General features: G+C 70.8%; 17 protein-coding genes. 3 read left to right on the top strand and 14 right to left on the bottom strand.

Features of this window, described 5'->3' with window-relative positions; translation table 11 throughout:
* Nucleotides 1–4: 4 nt before the first annotated feature.
* On the bottom strand, nt 5–1,051 hold the full coding sequence (locus SPOPO_RS0116880; RefSeq protein ID WP_019876120.1) for a hypothetical protein: 1,047 nt from the start codon (nt 1,049–1,051) through the stop codon (nt 5–7).
* 148 nt (nt 1,052–1,199) lie between these two features.
* Between SPOPO_RS0116880 and SPOPO_RS30125 the strand changes: the two genes are divergently transcribed.
* From SPOPO_RS30125 to SPOPO_RS0116865, 3 genes are all read left to right on the top strand, one after another.
* Nucleotides 1,200–1,868 (top strand): TetR/AcrR family transcriptional regulator, encoded by a 669-nt coding sequence (locus tag SPOPO_RS30125; protein ID WP_019876119.1) that lies wholly within the window; start codon nt 1,200–1,202, stop codon nt 1,866–1,868.
* A gap of 56 nt (nt 1,869–1,924) precedes the next feature.
* Nucleotides 1,925–2,548, top strand: a complete 624-nt coding sequence (locus SPOPO_RS0116870; protein WP_019876118.1) for a TetR/AcrR family transcriptional regulator — start codon at nt 1,925–1,927, stop codon at nt 2,546–2,548.
* 78 nt (nt 2,549–2,626) lie between these two features.
* Entirely contained in the window at nt 2,627–3,115 is a 489-nt protein-coding gene (locus SPOPO_RS0116865) for a (2Fe-2S)-binding protein (protein ID WP_033385086.1), read from the top strand.
* A 41-nt stretch (nt 3,116–3,156) separates the two neighbouring features.
* Here the strand turns inward: SPOPO_RS0116865 and SPOPO_RS0116860 are convergent, their stop codons facing one another.
* From SPOPO_RS0116860 to SPOPO_RS0116800, 13 genes are all read right to left on the bottom strand, one after another.
* Nucleotides 3,157–3,969, bottom strand: a complete 813-nt coding sequence (locus SPOPO_RS0116860; RefSeq protein WP_019876116.1) for a crotonase/enoyl-CoA hydratase family protein — start codon at nt 3,967–3,969, stop codon at nt 3,157–3,159.
* 194 nt (nt 3,970–4,163) lie between these two features.
* Nucleotides 4,164–4,862, bottom strand: coding sequence for an ABC transporter ATP-binding protein (locus SPOPO_RS0116855; RefSeq protein ID WP_019876115.1), 699 nt, complete (start codon nt 4,860–4,862; stop codon nt 4,164–4,166).
* Nucleotides 4,863–4,873: 11 nt separating this feature from the next.
* Entirely contained in the window at nt 4,874–6,427 is a 1,554-nt protein-coding gene (locus SPOPO_RS0116850; protein ID WP_019876114.1) for an acyl-CoA synthetase, read from the bottom strand.
* 49 nt (nt 6,428–6,476) lie between these two features.
* Nucleotides 6,477–7,970 carry an ABC transporter substrate-binding protein gene (locus tag SPOPO_RS0116845; protein WP_156869972.1) on the bottom strand — a complete coding sequence of 498 codons (1,494 nt, stop codon included), beginning with the start codon at nt 7,968–7,970 and terminating at the stop codon, nt 6,477–6,479.
* A 23-nt stretch (nt 7,971–7,993) separates the two neighbouring features.
* A complete protein-coding gene (locus tag SPOPO_RS30120; RefSeq protein ID WP_051098390.1) occupies nt 7,994–9,910 on the bottom strand; it encodes a branched-chain amino acid ABC transporter permease in 1,917 nt (638 codons plus the stop codon).
* On the bottom strand, nt 9,907–10,377 hold the full coding sequence (locus tag SPOPO_RS0116835; protein ID WP_019876111.1) for a hypothetical protein: 471 nt from the start codon (nt 10,375–10,377) through the stop codon (nt 9,907–9,909). Before SPOPO_RS0116835 ends, SPOPO_RS30120 begins: the two co-directional genes overlap by 4 nt.
* The gene (locus tag SPOPO_RS34410; protein ID WP_019876110.1) at nt 10,374–10,754 is read right to left on the bottom strand and encodes a hypothetical protein; all 381 of its coding nucleotides are present in this window, start codon (nt 10,752–10,754) and stop codon (nt 10,374–10,376) included. The genes SPOPO_RS0116835 and SPOPO_RS34410 overlap by 4 nt, the downstream gene beginning before the upstream one ends.
* Nucleotides 10,742–12,163, bottom strand: coding sequence for a hypothetical protein (locus SPOPO_RS0116825; protein WP_028984849.1), 1,422 nt, complete (start codon nt 12,161–12,163; stop codon nt 10,742–10,744). The genes SPOPO_RS34410 and SPOPO_RS0116825 overlap by 13 nt, the downstream gene beginning before the upstream one ends.
* 22 nt (nt 12,164–12,185) lie before the next feature.
* Nucleotides 12,186–13,352, bottom strand: a complete 1,167-nt coding sequence (locus SPOPO_RS0116820) for an acyl-CoA dehydrogenase family protein (protein ID WP_019876109.1) — start codon at nt 13,350–13,352, stop codon at nt 12,186–12,188.
* The gene (locus SPOPO_RS0116815) at nt 13,352–13,876 is read right to left on the bottom strand and encodes a nuclear transport factor 2 family protein (protein ID WP_019876108.1); all 525 of its coding nucleotides are present in this window, start codon (nt 13,874–13,876) and stop codon (nt 13,352–13,354) included. The genes SPOPO_RS0116820 and SPOPO_RS0116815 overlap by 1 nt, the downstream gene beginning before the upstream one ends.
* Entirely contained in the window at nt 13,873–14,685 is an 813-nt protein-coding gene (locus SPOPO_RS0116810) for a PaaI family thioesterase (protein ID WP_019876107.1), read from the bottom strand. The genes SPOPO_RS0116815 and SPOPO_RS0116810 overlap by 4 nt, the downstream gene beginning before the upstream one ends.
* Nucleotides 14,675–15,082: an SCP2 sterol-binding domain-containing protein gene (locus tag SPOPO_RS0116805; RefSeq protein WP_019876106.1), complete on the bottom strand. Its 408-nt coding sequence runs from the start codon at nt 15,080–15,082 to the stop codon at nt 14,675–14,677. Before SPOPO_RS0116805 ends, SPOPO_RS0116810 begins: the two co-directional genes overlap by 11 nt.
* A gap of 25 nt (nt 15,083–15,107) precedes the next feature.
* Nucleotides 15,108–16,382: a cytochrome P450 gene (locus SPOPO_RS0116800; RefSeq protein ID WP_019876104.1), complete on the bottom strand. Its 1,275-nt coding sequence runs from the start codon at nt 16,380–16,382 to the stop codon at nt 15,108–15,110.
* Nucleotides 16,383–16,392: the final 10 nt, after the last annotated feature.

Here is a 16,392-nt window from a genome sequence, read left to right as displayed (position 1 = left end):
TACGTCAGCCCACCGCTCCGCGGCTGCGCGCCCGCATGCCGAGCTGGTACTTGTCGGCCCAGAGCTCCTGGTACGTCGAATGGGTGATGCGGCCCTGGGAGTCGGTCCACCGGTAGACGGTGTCGTGGAAGGAAGCGTTCGGCCAGGCCGGCATGACGCAGGTCGCGACCGCCTCGCCGGTGAAGCGGTGGACCACGCCGGTCTCGTCCTCGGCCTCAATCTCCTGCCGGAGCGAGATGAAGGTCTCCGGCTGCTGCTCCAGCACGTTCCGGCGGACGCGGACGATGTCGAGCGTCTTGTCGCCCTGCTGCAACCAGGCGAAGTGGTGCGTCCGGCTCCCCGCGGGGATGTCGTAGATCCCGGCCCAGGTCGGGTCGGTGTCGGGGGCCTCGAACGAGATCTGATTGAAGATCAGGTCCTCGCCGAAGTACATCGGGGACCAGCCCACGGGCGGGGTCGGCGGGCCGCCCTGCGTTTCCTTGCGGATCTGCAGCCAGGACCGGTCGCGCGGGTAGTGGCAGTCCACCGCGTGGCGCTCCCCGTCGACGACACACTCACCGGTCACGTGCATGAACTGCTCGCTGCCGCCGGTGACCCGGGACGGGTCGTCGTGGTGGTCGTCCTCGCCGGGGACGACGTGGCCGCGCGCGAGCAACGGCGTCACGCCGGTCTGGACCACGTCGAACGAGTGCCGGCCGTCCGCGCTCGCGTACGTCACGCGGGCGACGCGGCCGGGTTCGGAGAACTCGATCGTCAGGCCGTTCGCGGTGCGGATCGTGGTGCCGTCCACCTCGGGCCACGGCATCGTCATCTCGTAGTTGCAGTGCGCGGCGTCGATCGGCGACGGGTTGTGCAGCCCCGAGAACATCACGACGCCGCCCTGCGAGAGCGGGAACGCGGGCTGGTAGCGCACGTACGCGAACACCCCGATGGCCGCCTCGGGCACGGCGAACCCGAAGTAGTGGGTGTGGATCGTGTGCGGGTCCCAGACCTCCCCCGGCCCCGGCAGGGGCAGGATCAGGTCACTCTCCGGCGGCTGAACGGGGGGCATCCGGCTCCTCGAATGACGTACGTCACGGTGCTCTCCGCGAAGGTAGCCCCTGGTGAAGCAGCCTTTCAATACTGAAACTTCATTTGATTGCTCGGTCATGTGACCGTTTTTGATTGATCGATCGAGAACGGGGGGCGACAATGGTGGCGTGGTGCAGACGACCCGGAGCCCGTCGGCGCGCGTGCAGCGTCGGCAGCAACGCACCCGCGCCGAGCTGACGCGGGCGGCTGCGCGCATCATCGCCACCAAGGGGGTCGACGGGCTGCGGCTGCGCGAGGTCACCGACGAGGCCGACGTCGGTTTCGGCTCGTTCTACAACTACTTCTCCTCGAAGGAGGAGCTGGTCGAGGCGGTGGTTTCCGACCTCGCCGGCGCCGCGGCCGCCGCGCTCGGCGCGCAGCTGGCGGGCTACGCCGACCCCGCTGAAGCAGTGTGCGTCGCGCACCGGTGGCTCGTCCGCGCGGCGGTCGAGGATCCGGTCGGGGCCCGCCTGCTCGTCCAGCTCGACCACGCGGACGTCCGCCTCCAGGAGCGCCTCCTCCCCCTGGGCGTCGCGCTCATGGAGACAGGGATGACGTCGGGGCGCTTCCGGCCCACGGACTCGCCGGCCACCACCGTGAGCTACCTCGTGGGTGCGACACTGGCCCTGATGCGTGCGGTGCTGGAGGGACGCGTGGGGCCGGAGGCCGAGTCGCAGACCGGCGTCGTCATGCTCCAGGCGCTCGGGCTCGACGCCGCGGACGCCCACGAAATCGCGTACCGCGACCTGCCGAGTGCCGCACTGGTGGACCTTAGCGAGCGAACGCTGTCCAACTGAACGTTCCTTCAATATTGAAAGTTGATTCTAGAAATGAGCCCTGTCATATTGGAGGAGTGACCGAGCAAGAGGTGGCGGAAGTCCGGACCCGGACCGATCGCCGACGGGAACGCACCCGGGGGAAGCTGACCGACGCCACGCGCGAGCTGATCGCCGAGAAGGGCGTCGCGGGCCTGCGCATCCAGGAGATCACCGAACGCGCGGACGTCGCGCTGGGCTCCTTCTACAACCACTTCGACTCGAAGGAAGCGGTCGTCGAGGCCGTCATCGCCGACAGCCTGCAGAACATCGCCGAGACGCTGGCCGCCGACCCGGTCCAGGACGCCGCCGAGCTCGTCAGCATCGCGATCCGACGCTTCGTCGGCCTGGCCTACTCCGACCCGGAGTTCGCGAGCGTCGTCGTGCACCTCAACCACGCGGACGCCCTCTTCGGCGTCGCCGTCCACCCGGCCGCGCGCACCGCGGTCCAGCGCGGCATCGCCGAGAAGCGCTTCGAGGTCCCCGACCTGGAGGTCGCGGTCACCGCGATCCTCGGCGGGGCGCTCGCCGTCATGCGGGCGATCGTCGACGGCCGGCTCGGCAAGGACGCCGAGATCAAGTACGCCGAGGCCGCCCTCCGCTCCCTCGGGGTCTCCCCCGCCGACGCCGCCGAGGTCGTCCGCCGCCCGCTCAAAGGCTGACTCCCTCCCCTCGCACAGGCAAAGGCCCGTTCATGTCGGCGGCGTTTCCGAGTTCCCGCCCTACCTTTCGGTTGAGGAATGGAGACTGCGGTGGCCCGACACTCGTTCGTGCTCAACGGCAAGAAGGTCAGCGTCGACATCGAGAACAACGTCCGCATGCTGTGGGTGCTGCGTGACGTGCTCGGCGTCACCGGCCCGAAGTACGGCTGCGGCATCCGTGTCTGCCAGGCCTGTACCTCGCACCTGAACGGCAAGCACTTCAACCCGTGCTCGGTGCCCGTGTCGGACATCAAGTCCTCCGACCGGATCACCACGATCGAGGGTCTGGCCAAGACGGCCAAGGGCAAGCTGCACCCGGTCCAGGAAGCCTGGATCAAGTTCGACGTCGCCCAGTGCGGTTACTGCCAGCCCGGCCAGATCATGGCCGCGACGGCGCTGATCAACCGCGTGAAGAAGTCCGGCCGCAAGATCTCCGAGGCCGACCTCGACACGCTGCGCAACGTCTGCCGCTGCGGCACCTACCCCCGCATCCGCGAGGCCGTGAAGCACGCCGCCGCCCGCATGTGACAGCCCGCGTTCATCAAGGGGTGACACCCCTTGGTGAACCGTCAGATCTCGGCGAAGTCACCGTGGCGGCCGCGGCCGGCGGCGAAGCGGCCGGCCCCGTCGGCGCCCTCCTGGTAGTGCGCCTCGACCCCGTTGTGCCATTCGCGACGCATCGCCTCGCGCACCGGTTGGCCATAGGTCTCGAGGACCGAGCGCCGGTCGGCGCGGACCGCGGCCTGCGGGAAACGCGCGATCTCGTGGGCCATCTCCTCCGCGGCCGCGCGGGCGTTGCCGCTCGCCGTCACCTGCTCGCACAGACCGATGCGCAGCGCCTCGTCTGCGGGCACCTGGCGCCCGGTCAGGATGATCTCCATCGCACGGCCCTGCCCGACGAGGCGCGGGAGCCGGACGGTGCCGCCGTCCAGCAACGGGATGCCCCAGCGGCGGCAGTAGACGCCGAAGTACGCGTCCTCGGCCAGGACGCGGACGTCGCACCAGAGCGCGAGCTCCATGCCGCCGGCGACCGCGGGGCCCTCGACGGCCGCGATGACCGGCTTCGACAGCTCCAGGCGGGTCGGCCCCAGCGGACCGCGCGGGGCCGGGTTCGCCCCCGTCGGGAACGCGAGGCCCCGGACGATCTCGGCGTCGAACTGATCGCGGTCGGTCAGGCTGCTCGCGTACTTCAGGTCCCAGCCCGCGCAGAACGCCCCGCCCTCGCCCCACAGCACCGCGACGCGCGCCTCGGGGTCCGCGTCGAACTCCGAAAACGCCACGACGAGGTCGTCCGCGCTCCGCGGGTCCATCGCGTTCCGCGCCTCGGCGAACCGGCTGTGCACGATCGTCCAGACGTTGCCGTTCTTCTCCGTGCGGATCACGCGGCTCCCCCGATCGGGTCCTCGGCCGCCGACCCCCGGCCGCCCCGAGCATCCTCAGCGCCCGCTTCCGCGCGGACAACCGGCGGCCGAACTTTCGGCCGGGTCCGGCCCGCCGCCCGCAGTCAAGAAAGGGTGACACCCCTTACTGCGCAGTAAGGGGTGTCACCCTTTCTTTCTTGACGACAGGCGCGGCGTCAGTGGGCGGCGGAGCCGACGTACTGCTCGGCGAGGGCATCGGCGTCGAGTTCGTCGGGTTCGCCGGCGAAGGCGACCTCGCCCTTGTTGAGCAGGTAGACGTAGTCGGCGACGTCGAGGGCGCGGGCGACGTACTGCTCGACGAGCAGGAGGGCGGCGCCGCGGTTCGCCAGCAGCGCGAGGAAGGAGAAGACCTCGTCGACGATCTTCGGGGCCAGGCCCATGCTGACCTCGTCGAGCAGGACGAAGCGGGGCTTCTGGACGTAGGCGCGGGCGAGGGCGAGCATCTGCTGCTCGCCACCGCTCATGGTCCCGGCGACCTGGTTGATGCGCTCGCCGAGACGCGGGAAGGCCTCGACGGCGGAGGAGATCGCCTTCTCCTCCGCCCCCGGCCGGCTGAACGTCACGAGGTTCTCCCGCACCGTCAGGCTGCGGAAGACCCCGCGGCCCTCGGGGATGTGGCAGACCCCGCGGCGCATCAGACGGTCCGGGTCGGCGCCGGTGACGTCGTGCCCGTCGATCAGCACCGAGCCCGACTTCGGGGTCAGCAGACCGCTCGCGGCGCGGAGCAGCGTCGTCTTCCCGGCCCCGTTCGGTCCGAGCAGGGCGACGACCGACCCCGGCGGGACGATCAGGTTCACCTTGCGCAGCACCGTGGTCGCGCCGTACCCGGCGGTCAGGTCACGCAGGACCAGCATCCGACTCTCCCTCAGATCCGGGCGTCCGCGCCGGCCCAGTACTCGTCGCGGATCAAGCGCTTGAGCAGCTTGCCCGTGGGCTCGCGCGGGAGCTCCGGACGGAAGTCGACGCTGCGTGGGCACTTGACGTCGGCGAGCGAGGCGCGACAGAAGGCGATCAGCTCCTGCGCCACCTCCGCCGACGGCTCGGCGTCCGGCGCGAGCTGCACGACGGCCTTGACCTCCTCGCCGAAGTCCGGGTTCGGGACGCCGATGACCGCGACGTCGGCGACCTTCGGGTGCGTGGCGAGCAGGTTCTCCGCCTCCTGCGGATACACGTTGACCCCGCCGGTGATGATCATGTTCGACGCCCGGTCGGTCAGGAACAGGTAGCCGTCCTCGTCCAGATGACCGATGTCGCCCATCGTCGAGGCGCCGTCGGACCGCACCGCCTGGGCGGTCTTGTCCGGGTCGTTGTGGTACCGGAACGTGTTCCCCTCGGCGAAGTACACCAGGCCGTCCTCGTTCGGCCCGAGCACCTCACCCTCGGGCCCGACGATCTCGACCCGGCCGAGCACCGCGCGACCGACGGTGCCCGGGCGGGTCAGCCACTCCTGCGGGGTGACCCAGCACAGGCCCGCACCCTCGGTCCCGCCGTAGTACTCGTGGACGATCGGGCCCCACCAGTCGAGCATCGCCGCCTTGACCGGCCGGGGGCACGGCGCCGCGGCGTGGACGGCCGCCTTCAGGCTGGACAGGTCGTAGCGCGAGCGCACGTCGTCCGGCAGGCGCAGCAGCCGGGTGAACATGGTCGGCACGAACTGAGCGTGCGTCACCTGGTACTTCTCGACCGAGGAGAGCACAGCCTCGGCGTCGAACTTCTCCATGACGACGACCGTGCCGCCGAGACCGATCACGTCCATGCACCAGCGCAGCGGGGCCGTGTGGTACATCGGCGCCGGTGAGAGGTAGACGGTGTCCGGGCCCATCCCGAGGAACGCCTTACCCATCCGACCCGGCACGAGCGTCGTCCCCAGCGGTTGCCCGGTGAACGGACGCAGCACGCCCTTCGGCCGCCCCGTCGTCCCGGACGAGTACGTCAGGTCGCTGCCCTCGAGCGGGTCGACCAGGCGCTCCCCCGCGTGCTTGGCCGCGAGGTCCGCCAGCGCCGGCCACCCGTTGTGCTCCCCACCGACGACCACGACCTTCAGGTCGCCGCCGACCAGGTCGCGGGTCTGCGCGACGCGCTCGGCGTCGAGACCCGCCGAGACGATCAGGACCCGCGCCCCGGAGTCGGAGACGATGTACGCCGCCTCGTCCGGGGTCAGCCGCGTCGACAGGAACGTGTAGTTCAGCCCGGCGTAGTGGGTGCCCCACGACACCTGGAGAAATTCGAGCCGGTTCTCCATCCAGACCGTGACGTGGTCCTGCGGCTGCAGGCCCAGCTCACGCAGCGCCAGCGCGATCCCGTGCGCGGTCGCGTCGAGCTGACCGAACGTCAGCTGCTCCCCCGAACCGGCCATCACGACCGCCGGCTTGTCCGGGGTCTCGGCGACGTACGCACCGGGGTAGAACGGGCCTGTCATCAACTACTCCTCACGGAAATCGGCAGGTCGGAAGGGCGGACGCCCAGGGCTACAGGCAGGTCGCCTTGTTGCCCTGCGGTGCCTGCCAGCCCTTGATGGTGAGCAGCACCGGGAACCAGCACGGGTACGGGCCCGCGCTGTCCTGTCCGTACTTGAAGGTCAGCGGGATGGTGAGACCGCCGAGGTTGTCCTTCTTGATCGTGCCCAGGCCCTTGAGCACGAGCTCGGACGTGATCGGGCCGGCCGCCTCGGCGCCGAGGTTCGAGAGCGCCTTGGCGAAGAGTTCACCGCTGACCCAGGCGACGTTGCTCGCACCGTCCGGGGTGACGCCGGGCGCGTACCGCGCGAACGCCTCGTGGTAGCGCTTCTGCGCCGGCGTCGACTTCTCCGTCCACGGCGCGGTGGCGGAGCCGACCGCGAGCGTGAGCTCCTGGACGTTCTTGTCGCTCGTCACCGACCCGCCGACGGCGATCGGCGAGGTGGAGATGGCCGGCGTGTAGTTCAGCGCCTTGCAGGACCGGACGAGACGGCTGATCGCCGACGCGTCGATCGCGAGCAGGAGCTGGTCCGCGCCGGCGTTCTTCGCGGCCTGGCACTGGGCCGAGTAGTCGGTCGAGGTGATCGAGACCTGGGTCTTGTAGACCTCCTGGATCCCGATCTTGTCCTTGCCGCGGTCGATGACTCCGACGGCGTCGGTGCACGGCTTCGCCTCGACGCAGTAGATCGTCGCGACCTTCTTGAAGCCACGGTCGGCCTGGACCTTGATCGCGCCGAGCACGTCGCCGTCGAGGTCGCCGCCCTGCGGGAACATGTAGGGCGTCCGGTTCCACTCGAAGTTGATCAGGTCGCCACCGACGGCCGGGATCTTGAGCTGGTTGACCTTCGCCGCGAACCCGGAGATCGACACCGGCGCCTGGCTGCCGACGAGCGCGACGACCTTCTTGTTCTGGACGAGGTCCTGGACCGCGGCGGAGGAGCGTGACGGGTCGGAGCCGTCGTCGGCCTGGAACAGCTGCACCGGGTGGCAGGCGATGCCGCCACGGGCGTTGATGTCCTTCACCCACACCTGCATGGCGAGGCGCGTCGGCGAGAGGATGTTGCCGACGATGCCGGTCCACCCGCCGACCTGGCCGATGCGGATCGGCTCCAGCACCTTCGTGCAGGTCTGGCTCTGCGTCGTCGCGCCGCCACCGGCCGCCGCCGCCGGCTTGGCGCCCGCACCGGCGGCGGGCTTCGCGCCCGGCGCGGTGGTCGCGGTCCCCGCGCCCGGGGCGGTTCCGCCCGGCGCGGTCCCCGTGTCGGTCGTGGCGCCGGGGTCGGGAACGCCCGGGTCGACGGCGCCGGGGGCGGCAACCGCACCGGGGTCGGTCGGCACGCCGCCCTCGACGCCGGTCGTGGCCGGCGCGCGGCCCTCCGCGGCGACAATCTCGGCGATCGGCGTACGGGTCCCGCAGCCACTGGTCAGCACCACGGCACCGGCGAGCAGCGTGGCGGCGCCCGCGCGAGCGAGCCGCCTCCGTGTGGTCCGTCGTGCAGTAGTCATGGGTTCTCCCTGGATCGACATGCTCAGTGCGAGGCGAGGGCGGGCTGGCGGCGTTGCCCCTCACCCGCGGGGGTGTTGAACCGGCGGTCGGTGGGCCCGACCTTCCGGTCGGTGTCGGTGACGGCGGCGACGCGGGCCCCGATGTCGGTGGACGAGAGCGCCGCGACCGCGAACGCGATGACGCCGAACCCGATCTGCAGAACCAGGAACGCGTCGGGATTCTCGATGTAACCCGGCAGGACGAACAGCAGCACCGGGGCGAGGAAGGCCGGGATGATCAGGCGGGCACCGGCCACGAACAGCACGGCCAGCACCAGCAGCGACTGGATCGCGGGGAAGCTGAACCCACCGACGCGGCCGAACAGCCCGGCGAACAGCGCACCGCTGATCCCGGCCAGCGACGCCGACATCGTGAAGATGATGACCAGCGTGATGCGCAGGTCGGCCCCGAGCGTGCTCAGCGCGATCGGGGCATCGGCGAGCGCCCGCAGCAGACGGCCCAACCGGCTCCGCTCGACGAGCAGGACGAGGATCGAGCCCGCCACCGCGAACGCCAGCAGCAGGTAGAAGTACTCCTTGTCCGAGGTGAACCCGGACGGGCGCGGTGTCGCCAGCTGCTGCGAGAGCCCGAACATGAAGTCCTTCGTGTAGAAGAACTGGTCGAGCATGATGCCGAAGCCGAGCGTCGCCAGGCCGAGGTAGAGCCCGGACAGGCGGATCGCCGGGATCGCGATCAGCGCCCCGACCGCGCCGGTGATGAGCGCGGACACCACCAGCGCGAAACCCCACGGCAGCCCCTGCTCCAGCATCCGGCCGAAACCCGCCGCGCCGATGGCCGCGAAGCCGAACTGGCACAACGAGATCTGACCCGACAGGCGCACCAGCAGGCTGAGCGAGAGGAACAGGCACACCAGCGCCAGCGCGGTGTTCCACAGCGGCAGGCGGGTCCCCACGAACGCGGGCAGCAGCGCGAGCGCGACGACACCGACGCCGTACCCGATCCCCTGCTGGGTCGGGGTGAAGCGGCTCGGGCCGATCGCGCGGGCCTTCACGTCCCGGCCGATCTCGGCCAGGCTCCCCTTCCGGGCGAAGATCAGGATTGCCAGCAGGACCAGGAACGGCACGTTCAGGTCCAGGCCCTGCAGCCAGGTCGTCGTGCCGGCCTCCTTCGAGACCAGCTTCTGCACGATGCCGACGGCGATACCACCGACGAAGGCCAGCGGCAGGGACGAGAACCGCGCGATGGCGGCGGCGCCGAAGGCCTGCACGATGAGCAGCGTCAGGACGTCGACCTGCACCTGCCGCTGCACCTCGGCGAACAGCACCCCCGAGGCGGCGGTGAAAGTCGTGCCGATGATCCACGCCGCCCGCCGCACCCGCGCCGGCCGGCTGCCCGCCATCGCGAGCAGGCTCGGATCGTCCACGACCGCGCGCATGGCCACACCGAGCCGGGTCAGGCGGAAGAACAGGAACAACCCCACCGCGGCCGCGGTGCCGAAAGCCACGATGATCACCTGCTGCGCGGTGACCCCGACACCGGAAACCGTGAACATCTCCTCCTGCGGCAGGAACGAGGAGAAATCCCGCGACGCGCCACCCCAGATCAGCGCGATCAACGCCCGCAGACCCACGAGCAGCGCCACCGTGCCGACGATCCGGTACGTGATCGAGACCCCGGCCAGCGCAGCGGCGAACCGCTCGAAGACCAGACCACCGAGCACACCGAAGACCCCGACAGCGAGCACCGCCGCCAGCCACGACGGCATGCCCGCCTGGTCGTGCGCCGAGTAGAACAGGTACGCCGCCAGCGCGGACAGCGTGCCGTGGCCGAAGTTGAACAGACCCGAGGTCTTGTACGTGAGCACCAGACCCATCGCCGACAGGCCGTAGATCGCGCCGGTCGTGACGCCGAAGACCAGGAACGGGATGTACTCACTCACGGCTCACACACCCCGCAGGCGCGCAGGTCGGCCAGGTCGGTCGCCGCGACGACCGCCTTGCCCGCCATCAGCAGGCACGACGGTCGGTGGTAGCGGCGCGAACCCGGCCACGTGACGTAGTTGCTGTCCGGCAGGACCTGCGCGGCGGTGCGCTCCGCCCGTGCCTCCCGGCGCTCGAGCAGACCCATCCGGACCGCGCGCTCGGCCGCGACGATGCGGAGCTTCCCGGCCACCAGCCACACCAGCAGCCCCAGGCCGGCCAGAGTCACCGACCCCGTGCCCGTGACCAGCCAGCGCGCGTCATCGCGCCAGTCCGCCTCCTTCGCGCTGCCGTACCAGGCCACGACCAGACCCACCGCACCCAGCGCGTACGGCACCAGCAGCAGCGTCAGGTCGCGCCGGCCCCACAGCCCCGCCCCCAGATACGGGTCACGAGGTTCGGCCGGGAGCGCGTAGCGCTCGTTCAACGCGACCGCCCCACCGACAACTCCGAACGGTCCGCACGCTCACCCGGTCCGCGCACCCCCGGCGCCGCGGGCGTGCCGTTGTCCCCCGCACCCGCCGCGGCCAGCCGCTCGGCGCGCTCCTCCTCCAGCAACACCCGCAGGCGCCGCAGCTCACGCCACTCGTCCCGCATGTCCGCCGACAGCCAGAGCGCGGCCGCCGAGCCCACCAGGAAGATGCCGGTCAGCCCACCGGAGATGAAGTACGGGATCTGGATGGCCAGGTGCGGGGTGTCACTGGCACCCAGCCAGCCCAGACCGAGCGCGAGCAGGCCGAGCAGCGCCAGAGCGACCGCCCCGGCCCGGTCCCACTGCGTCCGCAGCCACGTCAGGAGCTCCATCGCAACCTCGATCCCACGATCTTCGATCCCACGACGGTCGCGAGCGGTGCTCCGAGGAGCACGACCGCCGCGACCACGACGAACACGACGTACAGGTCGGTGAAGGGCGAGCCCGGTCCCCCGGCGCCCGGACCACCGGCGAGCTGGACGGGGCTCGGAGCCCCGACGGGCGCGACGCCCGGAGCGGTCCCGGGCAGGGCGCCCGGGACGGCCCCGGCATCGGTGCCCGGCAGCAGACCAGGGCTCGCCGCCCCGTCGATGCCGTCCGGCAGCACACCGCCCGCGGCACCTGACGAAGCGTCAGTCCCGCCGCTGATCGGCATGCCCGCCTCGTCGAGGACGGAGCCGTCGATCGACGCCGCGGTCAGGCCGAGGTCGAGGGTGAAGGGCGTCGGGCTCTGAACGCCCAGCGGGTTCTCCGGCGGGGCGGGCAGCTCGGACCGGAAGGACAGCAGCGGCGCGATGATGCCGTTCGGAGTCGGCACCGCGGCCTGGTAGGTGACGTCGACGCCGATGGCCTTGAACGCCTCGGCGACGGTCTCGAACGGCACCGGCGAGGAGTGCTGCACGCCGGCGGAGGTGAAGGTGACGACGAACTGGCCGTTGCGGAAGCCGAGCTCGGGGGCGTTGTAGCTCGTGCCGCCACCCGGCAGCGGGACCGGCGGGAACTCCAGCGTCGGCGGCTGCGGGGTGCCCGGCAGCGGGTTCGGCAGCGGCACCTTGGCCGGCGTGCTCTCCGGCATCGCGAAGCTCAGGCCGGGCGCGGTGATGTTGTCGATCCGCAGGTCGGACCTCGTGGACCGCTTGCCAAACGTGTCGAGCAGGGCGACCGCTCGCGACTCGACGCGCCCGATGTGCAGGAAGTCGAGCACCGCCAGCGCCTCGAGGCGGGACCTGCCCTCGGCCTTCACGCCCTCGGTGCTCTCGCGCGTGGCGTCGACCACCGCCGTGGTCTCCGCACCCGTGGCCGCGCTGCCCATGGTGGCGACGGACGCCGCCCGGGTCGGGGCCGCGTCGGCGCGCAGCATCAGGCCCGGGAAGTTGAGCTCGGCGGGGTCGTCACCGGCGTTGGCCTGCGCCACCAGCGGGTAGTTCGGCAGCGCGACGCCGAACAGGCCGCCGACGGCGCCGGGTGTGTTCGCGGCGGTCGTCCCCGGGTACGGCGCGGCCGCGAGGGCCTGCGAGTTGCCGAGCGACGACAGGTCCGCGGTCGCGATCGGGGCGTCGCCCTCGATCAGCAGGTTGAGCGGGATCGCGTCGTTGGTCGTCGTCGCCCGGAAGCCGTAGGCCTCGGCGTGACCGGTGTAGTTGATGTCCGCCTGGGCGGGCGACGACAGCAGGACCAGCCCACCGGTGGCCACCACCGCCAGCGCGGCCCCGGCCGCCAGCGTAGATCTCAGCGAACGCATCTGATGTGTCCTCACAATCCGCTCACAGGCCCAGCGAACGGCCGATGATCTCGCGCATGATCTCGTTCGTCCCGCCGTAGATCGTCTGGACACGAGCGTCGACGAACGCGCGGCTGACCGGGTACTCGCGCATGTACCCGTAACCGCCGTGCAGCTGCAGGCAACGATCCGCGGTCCGGACCTGAAGCTCCGTCACCCAGTACTTCGCCATCGCCGCCTGCTCCGCCGACAGCTCGCGGGCCACGTGCAGCCGGACGCAGTCGTCGAGGAACGTGCGGGCGATCGTCAGCTCGGTGACGAGCTCGGCGAAGGTGAACCGGCTGTTCTGGAAGCTGCCGATCTTCTGTCCGAACGCCTTGCGGTTGGTGACGTAGTCGTAGGTGGACGACAGCACGCCCGCGGCCGCGCCGAGCGCGGTGCAGGCCAGCGACAGCCGCTCCTGCGGCAGGTTCTGCACCAGGTAGGAGAAGGCCTCCCCCTCCTGGCCCAGGAGGTTCGCGACCGGCACCCGGGCCTCGGAGAAGAACAGCTCGCTGGTGTCCTGGCCGTGCAGGCCGATCTTGTCGAGGTTGCGGCCGCGCTCGAAGCCCGGCGTCCCGCGCTCGACGACCAGCAGCGAGAGCCCGCGGTGCGGATGGTCACCCGTGCGGGCCACCACGATCACCAGGTCCGCGTTCTGCCCGCTGGAGATGAAGGTCTTGGCGCCGTCGAGGACGTAATGGTCACCCTCGCGGCGGGCGCGGGTCGTGATGCCGGCGAGGTCGCTGCCGGTCCCCGGCTCCGACATCGCGATCGCGCCGATCAGCTCACCCGACGTCAGGCCCGGCAGCCAGCGCTGCCGCTGCTCGGGGTTCGTCAGCTCGAGCATGTACGCGCCGACGACGTCGTTCTGCAGCGCGAGGCTCAGGCCCGCGCTCGACATCCCGGCGCGCGCGGCCTCCTCACCCAGGATCGCGTTGAGGCGGAAGTCGTCCGTCCCGGCGCCGCCGAACTCGGTCGGCGTCCCGAACAGCAGCAGCCCGGCGTCGCCGGCCGCCGTGTAGAACGACCGGTCGATGATGCCCTTGCTCTCCCACTCCTCGTCGAAGGGGAGGACGGAGCGCTTGAGGAAGGTCCGGACGCTGTCGCGGAACAGCCGGTGGTCGGAGTCGTAGACCGGCCGGTTCACCTCGTCGAGCGGGTTGCGCATCAGGCACCACTCCTGGCGCCCCGGGCGAGGCTCATCAAGTACGCGCCGCCGAGCTTGCCCTCGCGCGGCGGGAGGCCGCCGAGCTGCTGCAGCATCGGGACGATGTCGTACGCGGACAGGTACGAGCCGAGCTGATCGCCGTGGAACTCGAGGAAGATGTCGCACCCGTGGGCGTCGAAGGTGCGCTCCGGGTTCAGCTTCGCCGGGCCGGAGCCGGTCTGGCGGAACAGCACGATGCCGCGGCGGGCGTCGGGGGCGAAGAAGCGCTCGATCTCGGCGAACTGCACGTCGGGCATCGCCTCCCAGATCTTCTCCGAGTACGCGCGCACGCCCTCCTTGCCCGCAATGACCTCGGGCCAGAAGGTGCGGTCGTCCCAGCGGATGTCGTCGGAGAGCAGCTCGAGCACCCGCTCGGTGTCGTGGGAGTTCCAGGCGGCGAGCCAGCGGTCCGCGAAGTCGGCGAGGAAGGCGGCGTCGGTCAGCTCCTCGGGCACTGCGCCGGCGCCCGGCGTGGTCACGGTCATGATTCGACTCCTTCGGAACGGGGACCGGCGGCGGTGAGCAGGCAGACGGTGCGGTCGGCACCGAGATCGCGCAGTTCGCCGATCAGCAGGCGACTCGCGCCGCGGTCGGCGACGGACGTCCGGTCGAACCGGACCGGCCCGACGGTCGCCGGCGCGATGAAGCGAACGGTGAAGTCGTCGAGGTGCGCGATGCCGGCCTCGGCCGCGGCCGGCTCGACCAGCGTCACCAGAAGCGCGCCCTGGCCGAGGCCCCACGGATTGGTGGTGCGCTCGTTGAGGACGATCTCGCCGTCGGTGTGGAAGACGTCGGGCAGCGGGCCGAGCGGCGCCAGACGGTACGGCGCCAGGTCGAAGCTGCCGTCCGGCTCGATCTCGTGCAGGTACATCCACACGCCCTCGCGGACGCCGTGGTTCACGGTCGCCACGGCGACGAGCTCGCCGCGACCGTCCTGCACCTTCACCTCGGCGACCGCGTGCGCCCGGCCCGCGCGCACCATCGTGCCCCGGCAGACCAGGTCGCCCCGGGCGTCGGGGTTCAGCACGTGCAGGACGATGTCGGCGGTCACGGCGCCCTGCGGGGCAACGGCGAGGTTCGCGGCCACCCCGGCCGCGATGTCCACGCCCTGGACCATCCGCGCGAACACCGAACCCCCGGTGCCGGGAGCCGACGCCGGGATCGTCACCGCGGCGGCGTCGGCCCCGACCCGGTGCACGCGCGCGCCGAACCACGCACCGACGGGGTCCGTGACGACGTCGGTGCGCGGCGGCGACGGCAGTGCTGCGACGGAAGCAGCCCGGTCAGCTGACAACGAGGTCCTCGCGTCCGTCGGCCTTCAGCCGCTCGACGTAGCCGGGGAAGAGCTTGCGGGTCAGGGGGGCGAGCTGGAGCAGCTTGGTCAGCTGGCCCTCGACCTTGACCTTGCCGCGCGCCATGGCGAAGGGCAGGTTGACCTTGCCCTGCCAGTAGGCGTTGGCGGTCTCGGTGGACATCGACATGGTCGCGTCGGGCGCGGGGCCGTCGGTGCCGGGGATTACCTTCTTGCTGGGCAGGTCGATAATCAGGTCGCACTCGGGCTCGGTGCAGTGCACGCGCAGCACCAGACCGGTCGCGGCCATCTTGTCGCCGAGGTCGGGGTCGGCCAGGGCGTCCTCGAACACGCTGCCGATGTAGCGGTGCATCTCCTCGGCGCTGGCGAATCCAGGCATGAGTGGTCTCCTGAGAATCCGGCGCTCAGGCCGGCGTGAAGGTGGCCGGCATCCGCTTGATGCCGTGGATGAAGTTCGAGACCAGGTACTCCGGCTCCCCCACCTGCAGGTCGGGCACCCGGAACAGCAGCTCCCGGAAGATCGAGCGCAGCTGCACCTTCGCGACGTGCGCGCCCAGGCAGTAGTGCACCCCACCCCCACCGAAGCCGACGTGGTCGTTGTCCGTGCGCGTGACGTCGAAGCGGTACGGGTCGGCGAACACCGACTCGTCCCGGTTGCCGGACGGGTAGAGCAGCACGACCTTGTCCCCGGCCAGGATCTGCTGACCGCCGACCTCGGTGTCCACGCGGGCGTTGCGGCGGAAGGTCATCACCGGGGAGGTCCAGCGCACGAACTCGTCCACCGCCGTGCCGATGACGTTGTCGAAGTCGGCCACGAGGATCTCGCGCTGGTCCGGGAAGTCGCACAACGCCTTCATCGCGAACGACGTGGTCTGGCGGGTGGTGTCGTTGCCGGCCACGCTGATCAGACAAAAGAAGGCGGCGATGTCCTCGTCGGTCAGCTGCTTGCCGTCGACCTCCGCGGCGAGCAGCGCCGAGATCAGGTCGTCCTCGGGCTGAGCCCGGCGCCGCTCACACAGGTCGAACGCCGCGTTGTGCAGGACGCCCATCGCGTTGAGCATCACCATCAGGTTGTCGCCGTCGACGTCGATCTGCTCGTCGTCGTTCCACCCGACCAGCTCGTTCGCAGCCTTCGTGACCTCCTCGCGGATCTCGGGGTCGATGCCGACCATCTCCGAGACCGTCCACATCGGCAGCCGCGAAGCCACCGCACGCACGAAGTCGACCTCGCCCGGCCCGGCCAGCAGGTCGTCCACGATCGCCTTGGCCTGCCGCGCGATCTGATCCTCGATCAGCGCGATCCGCCGCGGCGTGAACGCCGAGGAGATCAGCCGACGGATCAACCCGTGCCGCGGGTTGTCCATCATCAGGATCGACGAGGTCGCCTCCAACACGTCCGGCGGCATCAGATCGAGCATCACCCCGCCGTACTCCTCCGCCGAGGAGGAGAACACCTCGTGATCCCGGCTGATCCGGCGGATGTCCGCGTGCCGGGTGATCGCCCAGAACCCCGGGTCGTCCGGGTCCGGCATCAGCATCGACTGCACCGGCGCCTGCCAGGACACCGGCCGACTGCGCCGCAACTCGGCGAAGACCTTCTCCCGGTCATCCGCGCTCTGCGCCCAGAACGCCAACGTCGAGACGTCCAGGGGGTCGTAGTCGGTGCGGGTGGTCGGCACGGTGTCCTCC

It is taken from the genome of Sporichthya polymorpha DSM 43042 (genome assembly GCF_000384115.1).
Taxonomy (GTDB): domain Bacteria; phylum Actinomycetota; class Actinomycetes; order Sporichthyales; family Sporichthyaceae; genus Sporichthya; species Sporichthya polymorpha.
This window is presented reverse-complemented; position numbering and strand designations above follow the sequence as displayed.